This window comes from Bacillus sp. FSL R5-0603 (assembly GCF_038050295.1).
In the GTDB taxonomy this organism is placed as follows: Bacteria; Bacillota; Bacilli; order Bacillales; family Bacillaceae; genus Bacillus; species Bacillus subtilis.
Map to the genome: position 1 here is coordinate 1,045,597 of NZ_JBBOYP010000001.1, position 21,142 is coordinate 1,066,738.

At 46.3% G+C, this 21,142-nt stretch carries 20 protein-coding genes and 1 pseudogene; 11 read left to right on the forward strand and 10 right to left on the reverse strand.

The annotated features are described in order from the left end of the window. Positions 1–45 precede the first annotated feature (45 nt). From sbcD to hlpB, 3 genes are read left to right on the forward strand one after another with little or no spacing between them, the layout of a single operon-like run. On the forward strand, positions 46–1,221 hold the full coding sequence (gene sbcD, locus NYE56_RS05305; RefSeq protein ID WP_341283569.1) for an exonuclease subunit SbcD: 1,176 nt from the start codon (positions 46–48) through the stop codon (positions 1,219–1,221). Further along, the gene (gene sbcC / locus NYE56_RS05310) at positions 1,218–4,610 is read left to right on the forward strand and encodes an exonuclease subunit SbcC (RefSeq protein WP_341283570.1); all 3,393 of its coding nucleotides are present in this window, start codon (positions 1,218–1,220) and stop codon (positions 4,608–4,610) included. Before sbcD ends, sbcC begins: the two co-directional genes overlap by 4 nt. A gap of 13 nt (positions 4,611–4,623) precedes the next feature. Beyond that, entirely contained in the window at positions 4,624–4,926 is a 303-nt protein-coding gene (gene hlpB / locus NYE56_RS05315) for an HNH nuclease-like protein HlpB (protein WP_341283571.1), read from the forward strand. A gap of 36 nt (positions 4,927–4,962) precedes the next feature. Here hlpB and NYE56_RS05320 read toward each other — a convergent pair whose 3' ends face one another. The 8 genes from NYE56_RS05320 to NYE56_RS05355 form a co-directional block, all read right to left on the reverse strand. Beyond that, positions 4,963–5,181, reverse strand: coding sequence for a spore germination protein (locus tag NYE56_RS05320; protein ID WP_003233096.1), 219 nt, complete (start codon positions 5,179–5,181; stop codon positions 4,963–4,965). A 31-nt stretch (positions 5,182–5,212) separates the two neighbouring features. Next, a complete protein-coding gene (locus NYE56_RS05325; RefSeq protein WP_341283572.1) occupies positions 5,213–5,614 on the reverse strand; it encodes a spore germination protein GerPE in 402 nt (133 codons plus the stop codon). After that, a complete protein-coding gene (gene gerPD, locus NYE56_RS05330) occupies positions 5,614–5,790 on the reverse strand; it encodes a spore germination protein GerPD (protein WP_014476380.1) in 177 nt (58 codons plus the stop codon). Before gerPD ends, NYE56_RS05325 begins: the two co-directional genes overlap by 1 nt. Further along, positions 5,787–6,404 carry a spore germination protein GerPC gene (locus NYE56_RS05335; protein ID WP_014476381.1) on the reverse strand — a complete coding sequence of 206 codons (618 nt, stop codon included), beginning with the start codon at positions 6,402–6,404 and terminating at the stop codon, positions 5,787–5,789. Before NYE56_RS05335 ends, gerPD begins: the two co-directional genes overlap by 4 nt. A gap of 22 nt (positions 6,405–6,426) precedes the next feature. Beyond that, positions 6,427–6,660 (reverse strand): spore germination protein GerPB, encoded by a 234-nt coding sequence (gerPB, locus tag NYE56_RS05340; RefSeq protein ID WP_003233090.1) that lies wholly within the window; start codon positions 6,658–6,660, stop codon positions 6,427–6,429. A 14-nt stretch (positions 6,661–6,674) separates the two neighbouring features. Beyond that, positions 6,675–6,896, reverse strand: a complete 222-nt coding sequence (locus tag NYE56_RS05345; RefSeq protein ID WP_003233088.1) for a spore germination protein — start codon at positions 6,894–6,896, stop codon at positions 6,675–6,677. 422 nt (positions 6,897–7,318) lie between these two features. Then, positions 7,319–7,489, reverse strand: a complete 171-nt coding sequence (gene yisI / locus NYE56_RS05350) for an aspartyl-phosphate phosphatase YisI (protein WP_003233086.1) — start codon at positions 7,487–7,489, stop codon at positions 7,319–7,321. A 145-nt stretch (positions 7,490–7,634) separates the two neighbouring features. After that, entirely contained in the window at positions 7,635–8,558 is a 924-nt protein-coding gene (locus NYE56_RS05355; protein WP_341283573.1) for a CotH kinase family protein, read from the reverse strand. A gap of 154 nt (positions 8,559–8,712) precedes the next feature. Between NYE56_RS05355 and NYE56_RS05360 the strand changes: the two genes are divergently transcribed. The 3 genes from NYE56_RS05360 (at position 8,713) to wprA (ending at position 12,939) form a co-directional block, all read left to right on the forward strand. Then, the gene (locus NYE56_RS05360; protein ID WP_003245441.1) at positions 8,713–9,618 is read left to right on the forward strand and encodes a fumarylacetoacetate hydrolase family protein; all 906 of its coding nucleotides are present in this window, start codon (positions 8,713–8,715) and stop codon (positions 9,616–9,618) included. Positions 9,619–9,733: 115 nt separating this feature from the next. Next, positions 9,734–10,090 carry a YisL family protein gene (locus NYE56_RS05365; protein ID WP_003244937.1) on the forward strand — a complete coding sequence of 119 codons (357 nt, stop codon included), beginning with the start codon at positions 9,734–9,736 and terminating at the stop codon, positions 10,088–10,090. A 167-nt stretch (positions 10,091–10,257) separates the two neighbouring features. After that, positions 10,258–12,939 (forward strand): cell wall-associated protease WprA, encoded by a 2,682-nt coding sequence (wprA, locus tag NYE56_RS05370; protein WP_341283574.1) that lies wholly within the window; start codon positions 10,258–10,260, stop codon positions 12,937–12,939. Positions 12,940–12,969: 30 nt separating this feature from the next. Here the strand turns inward: wprA and NYE56_RS05375 are convergent, their stop codons facing one another. Further along, positions 12,970–13,551: a DUF2777 domain-containing protein gene (locus NYE56_RS05375; protein WP_123373639.1), complete on the reverse strand. Its 582-nt coding sequence runs from the start codon at positions 13,549–13,551 to the stop codon at positions 12,970–12,972. Between the two features lie 145 nt (positions 13,552–13,696). Between NYE56_RS05375 and asnB the strand changes: the two genes are divergently transcribed. Further along, on the forward strand, positions 13,697–15,541 hold the full coding sequence (asnB, locus tag NYE56_RS05380; RefSeq protein ID WP_335449127.1) for an asparagine synthase (glutamine-hydrolyzing): 1,845 nt from the start codon (positions 13,697–13,699) through the stop codon (positions 15,539–15,541). An 81-nt stretch (positions 15,542–15,622) separates the two neighbouring features. Beyond that, positions 15,623–16,451: pseudogene (locus tag NYE56_RS05385) on the forward strand (phytoene/squalene synthase family protein). A 29-nt stretch (positions 16,452–16,480) separates the two neighbouring features. On the opposite strand, the gene NYE56_RS05390 reads toward NYE56_RS05385, so the two are convergent. Then, entirely contained in the window at positions 16,481–17,848 is a 1,368-nt protein-coding gene (locus NYE56_RS05390; protein ID WP_003233074.1) for an MATE family efflux transporter, read from the reverse strand. Positions 17,849–17,971: 123 nt separating this feature from the next. Between NYE56_RS05390 and NYE56_RS05395 the strand changes: the two genes are divergently transcribed. The 3 genes from NYE56_RS05395 to iolX all read left to right on the forward strand — a co-directional run bounded on the left by NYE56_RS05395 (position 17,972) and on the right by iolX (position 21,104). Further along, positions 17,972–18,835 carry an AraC family transcriptional regulator gene (locus NYE56_RS05395; protein ID WP_268554856.1) on the forward strand — a complete coding sequence of 288 codons (864 nt, stop codon included), beginning with the start codon at positions 17,972–17,974 and terminating at the stop codon, positions 18,833–18,835. 17 nt (positions 18,836–18,852) lie between these two features. Next, positions 18,853–19,866, forward strand: coding sequence for a transcriptional regulator DegA (gene degA / locus NYE56_RS05400; protein ID WP_003245813.1), 1,014 nt, complete (start codon positions 18,853–18,855; stop codon positions 19,864–19,866). Between the two features lie 209 nt (positions 19,867–20,075). Continuing rightward, positions 20,076–21,104 (forward strand): scyllo-inositol 2-dehydrogenase, encoded by a 1,029-nt coding sequence (gene iolX, locus NYE56_RS05405; protein ID WP_341283575.1) that lies wholly within the window; start codon positions 20,076–20,078, stop codon positions 21,102–21,104. Positions 21,105–21,142 lie beyond the last annotated feature (38 nt).

The window sequence follows — 21,142 nt, forward strand, 5'->3', positions numbered from 1 at the left end:
GGCGGAGCGGGTCTCGTTTTCTATATAAAAGAGAGGTGAAAGCATTTGCGGATTTTACATACGGCTGACTGGCATCTTGGAAAAACGCTTGAAGGAAGAAGCAGGCTGAGTGAACAGGCCGATGTGCTGGATGAAATGAATACGATTGTAAAGGATGAGCAGATCGATGCCATTGTAATGGCGGGGGATGCATTTGACACCGTAAACCCGCCAGCTTTAGCCGAGCAGCTGTTTTATGAAAGCCTGTCTGCGCTTAGCGACAGAGGAAAGCGCCCGATCGTAGTCATTGCCGGAAACCACGATAATCCTGACCGTTTGTCCGCCGCTTCACCGCTGACACATGAAAACGGCATTCATTTAATCGGTTATCCGACAACAGAGCCGATTCATATTGAAGTGCCTTCAGCAGGAGAGCTTTTGGCGGTTGGAGCGCTGGCGTACCCATCTGAAGCGCGGTTAAATGAAGTGCTATCCGATACGTTTGATGAAAAGCTGCTCCGTGATCACTATGATGTGAAAATCAGGCAGGCGTTTGAGCATATGACAAGCCGGTTCCGGAACGATGCAGTGAAGATTGCCGCCAGCCATATTTATGTGGCAGGCGGAAACCAAACCGATTCAGAGCGGCCGATTGAAGTCGGCGGTGCATACACGGTGGCTGCTGAAAGCCTGCCGGCAGATGCCGCTTACGTTGCGCTCGGCCATTTGCATCGCCCGCAAACGATCAAGCGGGCGCGGACGCTTGCGCGTTATTCAGGATCTCCGCTTGCCTACAGCTTTTCTGAAGCGGGCTACGCTAAATCAGTGACGATTGTGGACGCAAAGCCTGGGGAAGAGGCCACTTGGCAAGAGGTGTTATTATCAAGCGGCAAGCCACTTGTGAAGTGGAAAGCGGCAAATGGATTAGGTGAGGTGTACAGCTGGCTGGATGAAGGCAGAGACCAGAATGCTTGGATTGACCTGGAAATCCGTGTCGCGGACCAGCTGTCACTTGAAGAGATTCACAGGCTGCGGAAGGCTCACCCGGGCTTTATCCATATCAGGCCGGTTTTTGAAGAACAGAACAAAGACCGGGAACGGATCGAGGTTAAACATGTCTCAATCGAGGCCCGCTTTAAGAAATTTTATGAAAAACAAACTGGCGGTGCGGTGCCGGATGAAGAAATGGTGAAGCTGTTTTTAGAGCTTGCATCAGGCGTTGAAGAGGAGGATGCGAAATGAAGCCGATCGCCTTAAGCATTAAGGGGCTCCACAGCTTTAGAGAGGAGCAGACGATAGATTTTGAAGGCCTTTCCGGTGCCGGTGTTTTCGGCATTTTCGGCCCGACAGGAAGCGGTAAATCCTCTATTCTCGACGCAATGACGCTTGCTTTATACGGAAAGGTGGAACGGGCGGCGAATAATACGCACGGTATCTTAAACCAGGCGGAAGATACGCTGTCTGTTTCCTTTACCTTTGCGCTTCAGACGAATCACCAAATCTCATACAAAGTCGAGCGTGTGTTTAAGAGAACGGATGAAATGAAGGTAAAAACGGCACTTTGCCGCTTCATCGAAATCAAGGACGAGCATACGGTGCTGGCTGATAAAGCCAGCGAAGTGAATAAAAGAGTGGAGGAGCTCTTAGGGCTGACGATCGATGATTTTACGAGAGCGGTGGTGCTGCCCCAAGGGAAATTTGCTGAATTTCTGTCTTTAAAAGGGGCAGAGCGCAGGCATATGCTTCAGCGTTTATTTAATTTGGAGCAATATGGAGACAGGCTTGTGAAAAAGCTGAGACGGCAGGCGCAGGAAGCCAATGCGAGAAAAAATGAAATGCTTGCTGAACAGTCCGGTCTCGGTGAGGCGAGCTCAGAGGCAGTTGAGCAGGCTGAAAAGGCTCTCGAACAAGCTGAAGCCCGGCTGGAAGCGATGAGGAAGAACCGTGATCAGGCGAAGGAGCGGTTTACAGAGCATCAGGAGATATGGAATGTCCAAAAGGAAAAATCCGCTTATGAAGAAGAGGAAAAACGTCTCGCAGAAGAACAGCCGCATATAGACAGCATGCAAAAACGCCTGCTGGAAGCAGAAACAGCAGCAGCCCTTAAGCCCTATGCGGACCGGTACGCAGAAGCGATCCAGCATGAGGAGCAAGCTGAAAAGGAACAAACGCTAGCCCAAAAGGATTTAGCAGACCGGACAGCTTTCTTTCAGCAAAAACATGAAGAGTATGAAGCGTGGCGCCAGCATAAAAACGAGAAAGAGCCTGAGCTTTTAGCCAAACAGGAACAGCTTTCACGCTTGCAGGAAATCGAAATCAAACTGAGTGAGGCCAAGCAAGAGGAAGAGCGCAAAAAGGCTGACCTTCGGCAGAAAGAAGAGGCTCTTCAATCTGTCATGAATGAATTAGAGACCGTAACAGACCGCCTGACACGAGGGCAAAACAGACAGACAGAATTGAAACAGCAGCTCAAATCCCTGCAGGTGACATCCGATGAGCGAAAAAGCTGCCAGCAGGCCGCAGAAATGGCATTGCGCATCAGACAAACCGAGGAGCAAATCAAAAAAGAGAAAAAACGAAGTGAAGAATTGAACCTCGTGCTGCGGAAGATGAATGAAGAGAAGAATACACTCGCTCAAAAGACGGAAGCGGAAGAAAACAACATCATTCAGGCATATGAGGCTGTACAAACTGTGTACCATTTGGTGTGCGAAACGGAACGCTCATTAACACGTATGACGGAAGTGGCTAGAAAGAGTCAACACACGCTTCACTTACAGCGTGAAAAAGCAAGGGTGGCACTGCTGACAAAAGAGTTAGCCCAAAAGCTGACTGCCGGAAAGCCTTGCCCGGTATGCGGTTCAACCGATCATGATCCATCTGCCTCAGTACATGAAACGTATGAAGCCGACAGCCATCTTGAAGAGGACATCAAACGGACAGATGGGTTATTGACGGAAGCTGCAGCTCTCAGCCAGGAGATTCTTTCAGCCAAAATTACGCTTGAAGAACAATCCGCGCGCTTTATTGAACAGTGTCCGTTTTTGCAGACAATTCAAGCACAGAACCTTGAAGCGGCAGCTTCCTTCGAACATCAGCCGGTGTATGAAGCATTTGAAACTGCCACATTTGAATGGAAACGAATCAAGCAGGACATTCTTTCTGTTAAGACACGAATGGCACAAATGATCGGCGCCTATCAGGAGTCTTTAAAAAAGGCCGAGCAGCTTAATGAAAAAATCGGTTTTGAAAAAAGAGAAGCTGACCGTATTGAAAGCATCATCAACGAGCTTCAATCCTCAATGGACAGCAGTCTGAACATGTTTAAAGAAGCATTTCAGAATCAATCTGTGGACGAAGCAGAAAAATGGCAGCAAGCCATTGAAGAAAAGGACCGGGCTGCAGAAGAATGTGAAAAACGAATTGAGAAGAGTATTGCGTTTCTTGCTGAGCATGAAGCACAAAAGGAAAAACTCCGGGAATCGGGACACCGGCTTGAGCGGGAAAAGCTGGAGCTTCATTATGCGGCTGAACGCATAAAGAGCGTGATAGCTGATTATGAGCACGAACTCGGAGATTATGCAAAAGGAGATTCGATTCAAATCAAACTCCGCTCTGTCCAGCAGGATCTAAAGCTGTTAAAGGAAAAAGAACAATCTTTATATGAAGAACTGCAAAGCGCCCAAATGAAGCTCAACCAGGCCAAAAGCCGCGCTTCGGCAAGCGAGCTCACTCTTCAAGAGGCGAAGGGCAGATTGGAAAAAGCAAAAGCTGCTTGGCTTGAGCATACAAAAAACACCTCCATTACCCGGACTGAGGAGGTTGAACAAAGTCTCATCCCAGCCGATGAACTTGAAAAGATGAAAACCGGCATAGACCAGTTTATGGATAAACTGAAGCAAAATGCTGCAAACTTAAAACGAGTAGCAGAGATACTTGCCGGCAGAGCATTATCAGAGAGCGAATGGAACGAAACCGTTGCAGCATTACAAGAAGCTGAGGACGCATTTGGCGCTGCTATAGAGGAAAAAGGCGCGGCAGCAAAAGCACTGGCTGTCATTCGCGACCATCATAAACGGTTTAATGAAATTGAAGCTGAACTGAAAAAATGGCAGACGCATATCGACAGGCTGGACAAGCTGCAAGCTGTGTTTAAAGGCAATACCTTCGTCGAATTTTTAGCTGAGGAGCAGCTTGAAAGCGTTGCGAGGGACGCCTCAGCAAGACTCAGTATGCTGACAAGACAGCGCTATGCCATCGAAGTAGATTCAGAAGGCGGCTTCATGATGCGGGATGACGCGAATGGAGGCGTAAGACGCCCGGTTTCCAGTTTGTCTGGAGGAGAGACCTTCCTCACCTCGCTTTCACTTGCTCTTGCGCTGTCTGCGCAGATCCAGCTTCGCGGGGAATACCCGCTTCAGTTCTTTTTCTTAGATGAAGGCTTCGGCACACTGGATCAAGATCTGCTTGATACGGTTGTAACGGCTTTAGAAAAACTTCAGTCAGACAATCTGGCTGTCGGTGTCATCAGCCATGTACAGGAACTGCGTGCACGGCTTCCGAAAAAGCTGATCGTCCATCCGGCTGAACCGAGCGGCCGCGGTACGCGGGTATCACTTGAGTTGATGTAAGGGAGGAGCGGGTATGGCAAAGCAGACTGCCGGAATATGTGAGCTGTGCGGCCGGAGCAATGTCCAGCAGACAGAGCATCATCTCACACCGAAAGAGGAAGGCGGAACGTTTTTGCCGACAGCGATGCTCTGTATTCCTTGCCATAAACAGATTCATGCCTTATATACCAATCAAGAGCTCGCTGTACGTTTAAACGGAATGGCTGAACTCAGAAGCGATCCAGAGCTTGCCCGATTTGTCAAATGGATCAGAAAACAGCCGCCTGAGAAGCTGATCAAAACAAAGAAATCAAATGAACGAAAAAAGAAAAAATGACTAAAAAGCAGCCCTCTCTTTGCAGAGCGGCTGCTTTTATCCGTTTCCAACCATATCCTGATCGTTGACATCGGGGTCTATATAATTTGTCGCGTTGACTGCGTTATTTAATAGAAGGAAATCTCCCGTGTTTCCTGCTCCCGAACCGAGCGCAGATTTTGAAGAGCTTTTCGGAGAAAGGTAAAAGGAATCACCAAAGTTTACGACTCCGCCCGATATGGAATTGATAGCTATAGGCCCGACAATTGCTGGCATAAACGACACCCTTTATCGAAGTCTCTGTTTATTATATGTTCTTGGCGGGCGATTGTGAGCGCGGAGACTGAATCTGTCTGATATGTTTGATTCTCGCATCACCGCGGATAAGCGAAGCTGAACCAGCATGTAAAACAGAAGAGGCGGACACCCCTTGAATTTTAATGCTGCGAACATAAATAGCCGGCACCTCGTGGCAAAATGCGCTTTGTACACCTGTTTCGGGAATCGGCTTCACTGCCTGCTGCTGAAAGATCTGATATTCCTTTTTGTTAAATGAGCCTTCATTAATGTAAAACGTGGACAGAGAACGCTGAACAGCAAATACTTTTACACTCATATCGATTTCATTTGTGTCGCCAACTTGAAACACACTTGCGATCCCGAGGGAATTAAACTTAACTAGTCTGATGCGTGATATGCGTTTAAGCATTATTCTGGAGCAATCGGAGCAAACGGCCCGATAATAAGAGATTCAGGCGGTGTATCAAAAATAGAAGACAGGTAAATGGATTCAGTGTCTCCGATGTGGAAAACGGAGGAACTGGACACACCGTTCATCCGGATGTCCCCGACTTCCAAGCTGCGGTTGATGACTGTAAAGATCATGCTTGCTCATCTCCTTTCATTTCTGATGGAATATGCTCCAGAAAGTGTTCTACAGCGCGGATGACATCACGCTTCACATGCTCAGCGATATGTTCTGCATATTGTGCAGGCGGTGTATTTTCTTCTTTTTTGATATGGGACATATAATAGTGAATCCGGCTGTCCATTTGTTTTCTGATGTCTTCAATAACATGATGTCTGTTTGTATCGTCAAGTCTGCTGTCATATTGATTTTCAAGCTGTTCCAAAATATCTGGGATTTCCTCAGTTAAGTACATGTCGACATTCTGGCGGATCTGCTGCATGAGCTGAGCGCTCTCTTCCTGCTGCATCATCCCGATTTGCGGTGTCGACTGGCTGACTTCAAAGTTTTGGACGCTGTTCGGGTCAGTCGGATTTAAGCCGATGTTCAAAGTCCCGTCGAGCCTTTCAATTTTCAGCTGATCAAATTTATACTCCACACGCTCAATGGTAGTGGCCGGCCGCTGTTTCATCGTATTCATTTCAGTTTGAATCTCTTTCAGCTGACGTTCGAGCTGCTGAATGTGAATCGCCTGCTGCTGAACGAAGGAATTCAAGTTTTGCAGGTAAGAGGAAACAGATTGATCATACATGTTCTTCACCTCTTTCATATGATTAACGGCCAGGAGGCTGGAGCGGGACCAATGAACCTGTGTCGGGCTCCTGCAGCTGGAGCGGTTGCCCTGAGCCAGAAACTTCTGGTGCCGGTTCTACATAACTCCCTGTATTATACAAATTTGACAGAGACTTGATTGATCCGGCGCTCCCGATTTGCAGAATGGAGGAGTTGCTGATTGATTCCAGCCGGAGATAGTTGATTTGAATGGTTTGATTAATATAGAAGTTCATGAGTCTCACTCCTTTTACGCATTGGCCACGATCGGCTGATCAACCGCATCATTGTCATACACATTCGTCGCGTTTTGATAATTCATCACCTTGAGGCTGTCGCCGGTATTAAAGCTGCCAGCACCGGCAAACGTTCTGACCTGAGCCTGAGGAGAAATCGTAATGCAGTCCCCGATGTGAACGACTCCGCTCGTACCAATCGCATTAATTTTAAACGCTCCGACAATGGCCGGCATACGAGCACATCCTTTGTTGAAAAATTAAAAAAAGACAGGTAAAGTGAAATGACAATTCTGATTTCAATTGGGCTATTCACGATAGCTTATGACAAACGCACATATGTGTGAGAGAAATTTAAAGGGGACATAAGGGCTCTTGATGAAAGCGTTTTATTTTTTCGGGCCGTTATGTTTAAACATGGCAAAAGAGGATGTTGGGTATAAATTGAGCGGAAATGCGGCGAAGGATGCCGCTATCCGCCTATGGTGATTTTTGTTTATTTCTTTGGTGTTTTTGCGTGTAGAATGCTTTTTGGAGTATGTCGTGCTGCGGTATTCGATTTTTGGGCGGGCACATTCTCGCCCTGAGGTATATCCCAGAAGTGCTGAGCAAAAAGCGGAGTTACATGTGGTGTATTCTAATTGTTATAGAAAATGATTTACATACGGGAGTTTTCAAGATATCTCCCAAAAATCATTTCTTCTTTAATCCGGGTATTCAGCAGGATATCCAGCTCTTGGCTGCATTGAATCGTTTCCTTTGAATTCATGCCGTATTTTTGTGCGGTTTCAATTAGTGTGATCCTCATTTCTTCAATTTTACTGTTCATTACGCTATCTCCAATTCTAGATTTTATTTTGATATAAATACAGGATATCGTTAGTATAACCTATTTTGGCTCAAAAGGTTGCCTTTCGTCAATTTGACTAAAAAAGCGACAATTTTTGCTGCGGCCTTTTTTAATGGAGAAAGGACTAAAGTCTTGCTAAGTGTGCTTGCAAAAAGTCCTGCCGTTCCTCAATTTCTCTAAGTATGTTTGTCTGCTCCTTTTCGATCTGAAAGGGGCTTTTTTTGATAAAAGGATCATCAGCAGCACTTTGACAAATGTCAAGGTGCCATTCGTTGATGAGAGGAGATAATCGTTCAATAGTAAACGACCGCTTCAGCACGTTTTTCATTAAGGTATGATATTGCGACCGGAAGGCGGGAATGGATAGAAGCCTTGACGAAAGCGTCTTTCCTTTTGTCAGAAGCGGGTCTTCTTCATACCATTCTTGTACGGCAAGCGATCTTGTCTCCATCGGGGAAACGTAAAGCCGGCCTGATTCGTTTAAACAAAATGTGTAGTAAAAGCCTTGATTGGTGCAGGCGTTGCCGATCAGCCACAAAAAAAACAGCTTGACATCCAGATACAATTTAATCCTTTCAGCCAATTCGTCATCTCCGGCTGTGCGGATCAGTATGAAAAATTCATGTAAGAATGCCGAGGAATCATTGTTAAAAAGGGACAACGGAACCCTTGGATCGGCCGTCTTTGCTTCGTAACTCGTTTTACCGGCTGGCTGATGGTTCTTGATGTTCAAATAAATGCCTTCAGGCTGGCCATTGATGGTCAGAAAGCTGTACGAGGCAGCGGGAGCAGGTACGCCGATCTGGTCAAAAAAACAATAGGCGAGTCTGCGCCGCATCAGGGACGGATCATCCTGTTCTGCATTCAAAAAAAGTGTCCTTTCACCAAGCAGAGACTTTTCCCAGCTGATTTCATAGGATGCCTTTTCCGCTCTGTCACGCTGTGTGAGAAGAATGGGAGAAACAGATTGATCTGTTACGAAAAGCCCCTTGGCAGTACCTTTACTTTTCAGCTGCTCCCGATGAAAAAATAAATGCACGCGCTCCATATTCTTTCCTCCTTCTCAAAACGACATTTGTATGATATGTAGAGCAAGCCCGTCCTGAAACGAAATGAAAACGGAATTGAGAAAAAGGGATTTCAGCATTCGACAGAGAATACATGAAGGAGCATTTTGATTTAAAAGATGATGGAGGAATAACATGAAATTTGCGACAGGGGAACTTTACAACCGAATGTTTGTCGGCCTGATCATTGACGATGAGAAAATTATGGATTTGCAAAAGGCTGAAAAAAAACTGTTTGAACTTGAGACGATTCCGGGATCGCTGATTGAATGTATCGCAGAAGGGGATAAATTCGTTGCGCATGCAAGGCAGCTGGCCGAGTGGGCAAAGAAACCGAATGATGAGCTGGGATCATTTATGTATTCATTATCTGAGGTGAAGCTCCATGCACCCATTCCGAAGCCATCAAAAAATATCATCTGCATCGGCAAAAACTACCGGGATCACGCGATTGAAATGGGGAGCGAGGCTGATATTCCGGAGCATCCGATGGTATTTACAAAATCACCGGTAACGGTTACGGGGCATGGTGATATCGTAAAGAGCCATGAAGAGGTTACCTCTCAGCTTGATTATGAGGGAGAACTTGCTGTCGTGATCGGAAAAAGCGGGACCCGCATTTCAAAAGAAGATGCCTATGACCATGTTTTCGGATATACGATTGTGAATGATATCACGGCGCGTGATCTGCAAAAAAGGCATAAGCAGTTTTTTATCGGAAAAAGCTTGGATACGACATGTCCGATGGGGCCCGTGCTTGTACATAAATCATCTATTCAGGAGCCAGAGCGCCTCAAGGTTGAAACAAGAGTCAACGGCGAGCTGCGCCAATCCGGTTCGGCAAGCGATATGATCTTTTCCATTCCGGAATTAATTGAAACCCTCTCAAAGGGGATGACGCTTGAAGCGGGCGACATCATTGCCACCGGTACGCCGTCTGGTGTCGGCAAGGGGTTTACGCCTCCAAAATTCTTGCGGTCAGGTGACAAAATTGATATTACAATTGACCCGATCGGAACGCTGTCAAACCAAATTGGCTGAATAAAACTGGAGGGCGGACCCGGACCCGCCCGTTTTTTCTGATAATCATCTTTGTGGCAGAGGACAAGTTCATGGTACTATAAGTGGGGTAATTTATCTGATAGGGGGAACATATATGACACACCTACATATTACGACATGGGTGGTAGCGCTGATTCTGCTTTTCGTCAGCTACTCGCTGTATTCGTCAGGAAGTGCAAAGGGCGCAAAAATCACTCATATGATTCTGCGGTTATTCTATATCCTTATTATTTTGACAGGAGCTGAGCTGTTTGTCCGTTTCGCCAACTGGAACGGAGAATACGCCGGCAAAATGATTCTGGGCATTATCACCATCGGCCTGATGGAAATGCTCCTCATCCGCAAGAAAAAAGAAAAATCAACAGGAGGCCTGTGGGTCGGCTTCGTCATTGTCCTTTTGCTGACAGTGCTGCTCGGTCTGCATTTGCCAATTGGTTTTCAATTGTTTTAATAGAAAAACCTATGAACCCGGCTCTTTGATAGAGTTGGGTTTTTTTATATTTATCCCCTCATATTCCAAATCATTTAAAATAACCTTAAAATTCCCTGTAAGCGGTATCTCGTCCTATGAAATTATGATACCTTCAAGGAGATTCATTATTTTGCAGGAGGGATAACATGAAACGCAGAAAATTCAGCTCGGTTGTGGCGGCAGTGCTTATTTTTGCACTGATTTTCAGCCTTTTTTCTCCGGGAACCAAAGCTGCAGCGGCCGGCGCGATCGATCAGGCGGCTGCTCTGGAAAACGGCAAAGAGCAGACAGGCGCCATGAAGGAGCCGGAACAGGTGAAATGGTACAAAGTGACCCCGGGAGCAACGGATATTCAGAAAAACTCACATATGGCACTGACCGTAAAGAGTGATTCAGTACTGAATGTATCTGTATATCCAAGTAAGGAAAAAGCGCTTAAAGATGAAACGTTTGAGATGTACCGTTCTTTCACAGCGGAGGATGGAAAAAGCGAAGTCATTTTTCCATACGCGTGGAGCGGCCCTTACTATGTAAAAGTTGAATACCTCGGAGAAGAACCAGAGGACGGCGGAACGGCAGAAGCAGCTGCAGAAGCCAAGTATACGATCGGGTATAAAGGCACCAAAAAACAGCCGTCAGATTTAGAAGAGGAAGAAGCTTGTCCGGTTGAAATGAGTGTCGATCAGAAGAAATCAGGAAAAGGCATCCTGGATAAGCTGAGAGCGATTCGTGATGAGCAGCTGAGCCAAACAGCTGAAGGCAAAGAACTGACAAGCCTTTATTACAAAGCAGCACCGTTTATCGTTGCAAAGCTCGCACTCAATAAAACAGCAAGAAATGAAATCTATCAGGATCTTGTGACATTAAAGCCGTTATTTGACGATGTGTCAGAAAACGGAGCATCATCTTCGTATAAGGTCACTGAAAAGGATCAAAAAGCGATCAACCGGCTATATGATAAAGCTTTACAATCAGTCCCGTCATTCCTTAAAGAGGAGATAAAGAAACAAGCGGACCGACTAAATATGAAGCAGCTGCAAGGCAAAACAGCCGGAGCCATTTTAACAGAAAACAATATTGCAGCAAAAAGTGAAGTTCAGACAACAAAGGTTATTTTCAAGGTGAAGGACAATAAAAGCCTCTCATCCGTACATAATGAAATGAAGGGCTTTTCTGCAAGCGCGCAATCGAAAAAAGACATATCCAATGTGAAAAAGGCAAAGAAACTGTTTGACAATCTGTATTCATTTGAACTTCCGAAAGACGAGAAACAGAACGGCGCATATACGGCAAGCGCCAAAAGGGTCAAAAGCGCTGCTGCGACACTATCCAAGATGTCCAATGTAGAGTTTGCGGAACCCGTGCAGGAATACAAAAGCCTGGCAAACGATATTCAGTACCCTTATCAATGGCCCCTTAAAAACAACGGTGAAACCGGCGGTGTCAAAAATGCGGATGTGAAATATGAGCCTGCCAACACATTGCTGTCCAAACGCAAGCTTAACGATACACTCATTGCAGTAGTAGACACAGGCGTAGACAGCACGCTTGCCGATTTAAAAGGAAAAGTAAGAACAGATCTCGGACACAATTTTGTCGGACGGAATAACAATGCAATGGATGATCAGGGGCATGGGACGCATGTCGCAGGCATTATTGCGGCCCAAAGCGATAACGGCTATTCAATGACTGGATTGAATGCCAAAGCAAAAATCATCCCTGTAAAAGTGCTTGATTCCGCAGGTTCCGGAGATACTGAACAAATTGCTCTCGGCATCAAATATGCTGCTGACAAAGGAGCAAAGGTGATTAATTTAAGTTTAGGCGGAGGCTACAGCCGCGTGCTTGAATTTGCTTTGAAGTACGCAGCTGACAAAAATGTGTTGATTGCCGCAGCCAGCGGGAATGATGGAGAAAATGCCTTATCTTATCCTGCATCTTCTAAATATGTGATGTCGGTCGGCGCAACGAACCGCATGGATATGACCGCTGATTTCTCTAACTATGGAAAAGGTCTGGACATCTCTGCTCCAGGGTCGGATATCCCGAGCTTAGTGCCGAACGGAAATGTCACGTACATGAGCGGAACGTCTATGGCGACGCCGTATGCTGCAGCTGCTGCAGGATTGCTGTTTGCTCAAAATCCTAAACTGAAAAGCACAGAAGTTGAGGATATGTTGAAAAAGACGGCAGATGATATTTCCTTTGAAAGTGTCGATGGCGGAGAAGAAGAGTTGTATGACGATTATGGCGATCCGATTGAAATTCCGAAGACACCTGGTGTAGACTGGCATTCAGGCTACGGGCGGCTGAATGTCATGAAGGCTGTCAGCGCAGCTGATTTACAGCTTAAGGTCAACAAGCTGGAAAGCACTCAAACAGCTGTCAGAGGAAACGCGAAGGAAGGCACACTTATCGAGGTGATGAACGGCAAAAAGAAACTCGGCAGCGCCAAAGCCGGAAAAGACAATGCGTTCAAGGTTAATATCGCGACTCAAAAACAGGATCAAGTACTGTATGTGAAAGCAACAAAAGGCGATGCGAAAACATCGTATAAAGTTGTCGTCGTCAAAGGAAAACCTTCCGGCACACCGAAAGTAAACGCGGTGAAAACGAAGGATACGGCAGTAAAAGGGAAGGCAAACAGCAAAGCGATGATCAGAGTGAAAAACAAATCAAAGAAAGTCATTGCTTCTGCCAAAGCTGACGCGAAAGGAACGTTTTCGGTGAAAATCAAAAAACAAAAAGCCGGAACGGTGCTGTACGTCACGGCTGCGGATACAGATAAAAAAGAAAGCAAGGAAGCAAAAGTTGTTGTTGAAAAGTAACCAAAAAGCGGTGCTCGATGCACCGCTTTTTTATTTGCGCCCCCGTTGGACTGCTGAATACATAATGGATCGCTTTCCGTTTGAAGCCGTCCATTCAAAACGGTCTCCTGTCCCTTCGCTGCTGTAGTGATGCTGCATCGCGCATTGTGCGGTGTCATTTGAAAAGTGATAAAAGGACACACCCTGCCCCGCCGAAGTATTCGAAAAGACTCCTTTATTATAAGAAAAGACGCAATCGAATACCGATAAGCCGAAGCTGTGCAAGTGCTGTAGAAATGCGAGAAAGGTTTCGTCGTCAAGCGAATCCAAAAGCGCCATGAGCGGCCGCTTGACTGATTTCTCATAGCGGATGCGTTCTCCCCCGGAAAGGGAGATGTTTTCTTCACCGCATGCCAGAACCAATTGATCTTGGAAGCCGGCTTGCTCCCACTTTCCTTTATGATGGATCCAGATTGGGCTGTGTTGGAGACTGTCCGCCAGCAGTATATCGCCTTCACCGTTTTCGATTAAGCAGATGCCGTCTTCAATGAGGATGGTGCCGTATTCCCACTTTCGTTCCTCTGTATATAACAATTGTTTCCGTTTCATCCATGCTGTCTCCTTTTTCTTCATTCCTCTCTTTTCTTTCCAATTCAAGCCTGTCCCATACAACTCTTTTATGGACAAATCAACTATCTGCCTATAGATGCATAAACTTACTAAGGTGCTGAAAGAAACGAAATTGTTACGAAAGAAACGGGATTGGAGCTGATGTCACATGTGTGGAATTACGGGTTGGGTCGATTTTAAAAAGCAGCTCGTCCAGGAAAAACAAACGATGGACAGAATGACAGACACTCTTTCCAAACGAGGGCCTGATGATTCAAACGTTTGGGGGGAGCACCATGTTTTATTCGGACATAAAAGACTTGCGGTTGTTGATATTGAAGGCGGACGCCAGCCGATGGCGTGTACCTATAAAGGCGATACGTACACCATTATTTACAATGGCGAGCTTTATAACACGGAAGATTTGCGCAAAGAATTGCGGGCGCGGGGCCATCAATTCGAACGTACGTCAGATACCGAGGTGCTTCTGCACAGCTACATCGAATGGCAGGAAGACTGTGTCGACCATCTCAATGGCATATTCGCTTTCGCTGTGTGGGATGAAAAGCGTAATCTGCTGTTTGCCGCGAGAGACCGTCTCGGCGTAAAGCCGTTTTTTTACACGAAGGAAGGCTCTTCATTTCTCTTCGGATCAGAAATTAAGGCAATCCTCGCGCACCCTGATATAAAAGCGCGAGTGGACAGAACGGGACTTTCTGAAATTTTCGGTCTTGGACCGTCCAGAACCCCGGGCACTGGCATATTTAAAGGCATAAAAGAAATCCGCCCGGCTCACGCGCTGACATTTTCCAAAGACGGACTTAATATTTGGCGTTATTGGAATGTTGAAAGCGAAAAACATACGGACAGTTTTGATGACACGGTTGCCAATGTCAGATCGTTATTTCAGGACGCGGTGACGCGGCAGCTTGTGTCGGATGTGCCGGTTTGCACATTCCTATCAGGCGGTCTGGACTCAAGCGCAATTACAGCGATTGCGGCGGGCCATTTTGAAAAGAAAGGAAAAGCACCGCTTCATACTTATTCGATTGATTACGAAGAGAACGATAAATATTTTCAAGCAAGCGCTTTTCAGCCGAATGATGACGGACCATGGATTGAAAAAATGACAGAGGCTTTCGGCACAACGCACCACAAATGCGTCATCAGCCAAAAAGATCTCGTTGATCATTTGGAGGAAGCTGTACTGGTCAAAGACTTGCCGGGAATGGCGGATGTCGACTCATCTCTGCTGTGGTTTTGCCGGGAAATCAAAAAGGACTTTGTCGTCAGCCTATCGGGAGAGTGCGCGGATGAGATTTTCGGCGGATACCCGTGGTTCCATACGGCAGATGTTGAGTCTGGCTTTCCATGGATGAGATCAACGGAGGAGCGGATCAAGCTGCTTTCTGACTCATGGCAGAAAAAATTGAATCTGAAAGAATACGTAAATGCCAAATATGAAGAAACCTTGGCAGAAACGCCATTATTAGATGGTGAAACGGGTGTGGATAAAGCAAGAAGACAGCTGTTCTATTTAAATATGCTTTGGTTTATGACGAACCTTTTGGATCGGAAGGATCGCATGAGCATGGGGGCGAGCCTGGAAGTGCGGGTGCCGTTCGCCGATCACCGGCTTGTGGAATATGTTTGGAATATTCCGTGGGAAATGAAAATGCATGATAATCGGGAAAAAGGCATTTTACGCAAAGCGCTTGAAGGTATTTTGCCTGATGACATTCTGTATCGCAAAAAAAGCCCGTATCCGAAAACACATCATCCGGAATATACAAAAGGCGTCAGCGAATGGCTGAAAACGATCAGAAGCCAAAAGGACTCCGTGCTCCATACCTTGCTGGACAGAAAACAATTAGATCAGCTTTTAGAAACGGAAGGCTCCTCCTTCAAGGTGCCGTGGTTCGGGCAGCTCATGAAGGGGCCTCAGCTGATCGCCCATCTTGCTCAAATTCATACATGGTTTGAAGCGTATCGCATTGATATTGATGAAGGATAAAGAAAAAGCCGATTCTGCTCAAAGGAATCGGCATTTTCTTCATATACAATTAGGAAAAAACATACTAGACTTGAAGAAGCAGTGATACATAGGAGTGAGAAAAATGAAAGAGATAAAAGAAGCTTATCAGCAATGCGGCCAGATCGTCAGCGCCTGCGAACCAGCCTGTTACAAAGCATTTTCGTTTCTTCCGCTGAAGCAAAGGCAGGCAGCTTGGGCGTTTATGGCGTTTTGCCATACGGCGGCCAATGCGGATGAGAACACGTTATCTGCCATTGAAGCTGAGGCGGAAAATGTTTTTTCCGGGACGTATAACGGGAATCACTTTTTGTGGAAGGCTTTCGGCCATGCGTACCAAACCTTTACTCTGGACAGCGAGCCATTCCGTGAGTTCATTGCTGCACAGAAAGCGGAAGATAAACCGTTTGGAAACCTTGATGAATTGCTCATGCACGCATACCAGACAGGCGGCGCAGCCGGATTGATGCTGCTCCCGATTATGGCGCGCCGGCATCAGAAACAGCTGACACACGCAGCCGGTTCTCTCGGTTTAGCGATTCAGCTGATTCGGATTCTGAGAGATATCGGCACTGGCCAACAGCAAAAAAGCCGTATTCCGCGGGAAGTGATGCAGCAATTTGGATATACAGAGGACGACCTTCAAAAGGGAGTCGTGAATAAGGCGTTCACAATGACGTGGGAGTATATCGCTTTTGAAGCAGAAGCCTACCTTGAAGAGTGTCAGGATGCCTTGCCGCTATTTCCGCAGTATTCTCAAAAAACGGTGAAAGCCGCTCTTCATTTGCACCGGGCTGTTTTAGAAAAAATCCGGGCAAAGCAGCACGATGTATTTCAACATCACTTCGCTCTTACAGAGACCGAAGTGAAGCAGATTCTGTCTGATATCTAAAAAACACCCGGCCTTGATTGAGCCGGGTGTTACGCCATACCTTTTTGAATCCAGATACGTGAGCGCCATCTTCTGTACATTAAGATTCCCCGGACCCATTCATCAGCGATAAAAGAAATCCAAATGCCGGCAAGACCGAAACCGAGGTGGATGCCGAAAAGATAAGCAAGCGGGAGGCCAATGCCCCACATTGAAATCATTGCCATGTAAACCGGGAATTTCGCATCCCCCGCGGCCCGCAGAGAGTTAATGATAATGACATTAAACGAGCGGCCTGGTTCAAGGATAATGGTCATGGCAATCAATAGGCTTGCAGTTGCTATAATGTCAGGGCTTTGTGTGAAGAGCCCGATCAGGTCTTTTGAAAAGATCGTCATCAAAACAGAGGTAGCCGCAGCAATTCCGAGTGCCCAATATAAGCTCTTCATGCAGCGCTCATAAGCGGCATCAAATTGTTTGCCGCCGATATAACGGCCGATTAAGATTTGTGTACCCTGGCTGATCGCAGTGCCGAACAGCAAAATAAACATCGTGATATTTTGCGTATACACTTTTGTTGTCAACGCCTGCGCGCCCATGATGGCGATAAAATACGTGACAATCATTTGCGAAAGGTTGTATGAAAGCTGCTCTCCCGCAGAAGGAATGCCGATTTTCAGCAGTTTGCGCAAATGCTCTTTATGCATATGAAAGACTTTTTTCAGCGACATCTTCAGCTGAATGCGTTTGTTGACAATCACAATCATCGCGATTAATCCGATGACGCGGGCGATAGATGTGGACATGGCCACACCGGCAACGCCGAGAACAGGAAAGCCGAACAAACCGAAAATCACAACAAAGTTTCCGGCAATGTTTAAAATGTTCATGCCGATAGTGACAAACATTGTATCTTTTGTGTAGCCGTAGCTTTTTAAGATCGCGCTGAATGTCATGATTAAAGCCTGAATAAAGGACAGACCTCCGACAACTTGTAAAAAGACTTTCGCATCAGGCATCAGTGCGTCTGATAATCCCATCATATGAAGCAGAGGGACAGCCGCGAAAAAGACGACGGCGCTGATGGCCAGGCTGATGAAGAAGTTGGCGCCGATTGACACATAAGCGACTTCCATGGCTTCTTTCTTTTGCCGTGAGCCTAGAAATTGTGAAATGATAACGGTCGTTCCTGTTGCGATAAAGCTGAACATCACGATAATTAAATTTAAAATCTGGTTGCTGACGCCGACTGCTGCCACGCTGTTATCCGAGTATTGGCTGAGCATCAGTGTATCGGCATTACCCATAAACATATATAATGAGACCTCAATAAAGATCGGCCAAGTAAGCGAAAATAATGAGAACGTTTTGTCAGCGGGTTTTTTCAAAGCAGTTGATTTGAAGACAGCTTGTTTCATAGTGTCTAACCCCTTTCGTAAATAAAATCAACGTTTTAAAGTGTACCTCCATTTCCTTATAATAAAAAGGGATAGAAACGATACTTCTTGTAAAAATCCGACTTAAAAAGGAGGATGATTCAAATGCCTCGCATCCTGTTTACAGTCCCGCCTTTTCCGGTATTTATCGCAGCTGGGGAAGGGGTTTTTAAAAAAGGAGAAACCCATGTGAAACGTGTATTCTCCGTATTTGATCTGATATATGTCAAACAGGGAACGTTATATATAACGGAAAATGAAACATCGTTTTCTGTTGAAGGCGGCGAGTACATCTTGCTTTCTCCCGGTCTTGAACACTACGGGACGAAGGGCAGTGATGAAGCAACCTCCTACTATTGGCTTCACTTCGATGAACATCGATATGAATTTACGGCAAAGGGAGGCAGCAACTGGTCTGAGCTTCAGCAGGAAAAAGGGAGCTTCGAAGAGCCGGCCCGCTACGGATTGGCCTTGCCGAGAAAAGGCAAGGTGCAGCGCCCGCAGTTTATGGCGCAGCAGTTTGAAAAGCTGATCGATTACTCCGCGGAAAACTCTGATTTGCCGCTCAGAAAGCAAATCTTATTTGAGGAGCTGTTGCTGCATCTTCAAAAAGAAGCGTTCCAAATACCGTCTGCGAAAGAGCGGGTAGCCTGGGAGGCGGCCCGGTACTTACAGGAGCACTATAAGGAAAAGACGACAATCAAGGATCTGTCGCTCGCCCTTCACTATCATCAGGATTATGTGAGCCGCTGCATGCAGCAGGTGCTCGGCGTAACTCCGGCACAATACACGAACCGGGTGAGAATGACGGAAGCGAAGCGTCTTTTATCCTCTACAAATGATAAAATGGGCGTTATTGCGGAAACGGTCGGAATGGAAGATCCGACATACTTTTCAAAACTCTTTAAGCAGATAGAAGGCATTTCACCAATTGAATACCGGAAAATTGTCAGCCGGAAAGTTCAATAACCAGACGAGGGATGAACATGAAAACAACAATTTACGATGTGGCAAAGGCGGCGGGTGTCTCGATCACAACTGTGTCCCGTGTGATAAACAATACGGGGAGAATCAGCGATAAAACACGGCAGAAGGTCATGAATGTCATGAATGAAATGGCATACACGCCCAATGTCCACGCCGCGGCGTTAACGGGAAAACGAACGAATATGATTGCTCTCGTGGCGCCTGATATTTCTAATCCGTTTTACGGCGAACTGGCCAAAAGCATTGAGGAAAGAGCGGATGAGCTCGGTTTTCAAATGTTGATTTGCAGCACCGATTACGATCCAAAAAAAGAAACAAAGTATTTTTCTGTGCTGAAACAGAAAAAGGTGGATGGCATTATTTTTGCAACAGGGATTGAAAGCCATGACAGTATGTCTGCTTTGGAGGAAATCGCCAGTGAACAAATTCCGATTGCCATGATTTCTCAGGATAAGCCGCTTCTTCCGATGGATATTGTTGTGATAGATGACGTTCGTGGCGGATATGAGGCTGCCAAGCATCTTCTGTCACTCGGCCACACGAACATCGCCTGCATTATCGGAGACGGGTCAACGACAGGCGAAAAAAATAGAATCAAAGGCTTCCGTCAGGCGATGGAGGAAGCGGGCGTGCCCATTGATGAATCACTTATCATCCAGACGCGGTTTTCCTTGGAAAGCGGCAAGGAAGAAGCGGGAAAATTACTCGACAGGAACGCTCCGACTGCTATTTTTGCCTTCAACGACGTATTGGCTTGTGCCGCCATACAAGCTGCGAGAATAAGAGGCATAAAAGTGCCGGATGATCTTTCTATCATTGGTTTTGATAATACGATACTCGCAGAAATGGCGGCTCCGCCCCTGACAACCGTAGCCCAGCCGATAAAAGAGATGGGGCGGAGCGTCATCGAACTGCTGGCAGAAGCAATAGAGGGAAAACGAAAGGCGAAACAAAAAATAGTGCTCCCGCCTGAGCTTGTAGTCAGACATTCTACATCACCGCTCAACACATGAGCCCGCTAATGAGCGGGTTTTTTCATTATGACAGTTGAAGCAAAAAAAACATATTGCGTGTAAACCAATGGCAGTGTAAAATGAAACCATCTTTTGAGAAAGCGCTTGCGCAAAATGGCAGAGCGGATAGAATCGCTGTTTTTTTTAGTTGTTAAGAGAAAGCGCTTTCTCAAAGCGAGCCTGAAATGAGATAAAGGAGAGGATGGGACGTGGAACATCAAGTAAGATGTGCAGTATTGGGATTAGGAAGGCTCGGTTATGATCATGCGAAAAATCTCGTCACCAGTGTACCGGGGGCAAAGCTGGTTTGTGTCAGTGATCCGTTAAAAGGGAGAGCGGAGCAGGTTGCCAGAGAATTCGGTATCGAAAAATGGTCAGAGGACCCGTATGAGGTGTTAGAAGATCCCGGCATTGATGCTGTCATTATCGTAACGCCGACAAGCACACATGGTGATATGATCATCAAAGCAGCTGAGAACGGCAAAATGATCTTCGTTGAAAAACCGCTGACATTAAGCCTTGAGGAATCTAGAGCAGTTTCTGAAAAAGTGAAAGAGACAGGTGTTATCTGCCAAGTCGGCTTTATGAGACGGTTCGATCCAGCATACGCAGATGCCAAACGGCGGATCGACGCTGGAGAAATCGGCAAACCTATCTATTATAAAGGCTTTACGCGCGACCAAGGCGCGCCTCCCGCAGAATTTATCAAACACAGCGGTGGAATTTTTATCGACTGTTCCATCCATGACTATGATATTGCCCGTTATTTGCTGGGGGCGGAAATCACTTCTGTTTCAGGACACGGCAGGATTCTGAACAATCCGTTTATGGAGCAGTATGGTGATGTGGATCAGGCGCTGACGTATATTGAATTTGACTCCGGCGCAGCGGGGGACGTCGAGGCAAGCAGAACCTCTCCATACGGACATGACATCCGGGCGGAGGTTATCGGGACAGAGGGCAGTATTTTCATAGGGACATTGAGATATCAACATGTGACCATCCTATCGGCTAAAGGGAGCAGTTTTGATATCATTCCAGACTTTCAAACTCGTTTTCATGAAGCCTACTGCTTGGAGCTTCAGCATTTCGCCGAGTGTGTCCGGAATGGAAAAACACCGATTGTGACTGATATTGATGCGACGATCAATTTAGAAGTGGGTATCGCCGCAACCAATTCCTTTCGAAGCGGCATGCCGGTACAGCTAGATGTGAAGCGCGCTTATACAGGTATGTAAAAGCTAATATGTTGCATTTGAGGCTTTCCGCAAAAAAA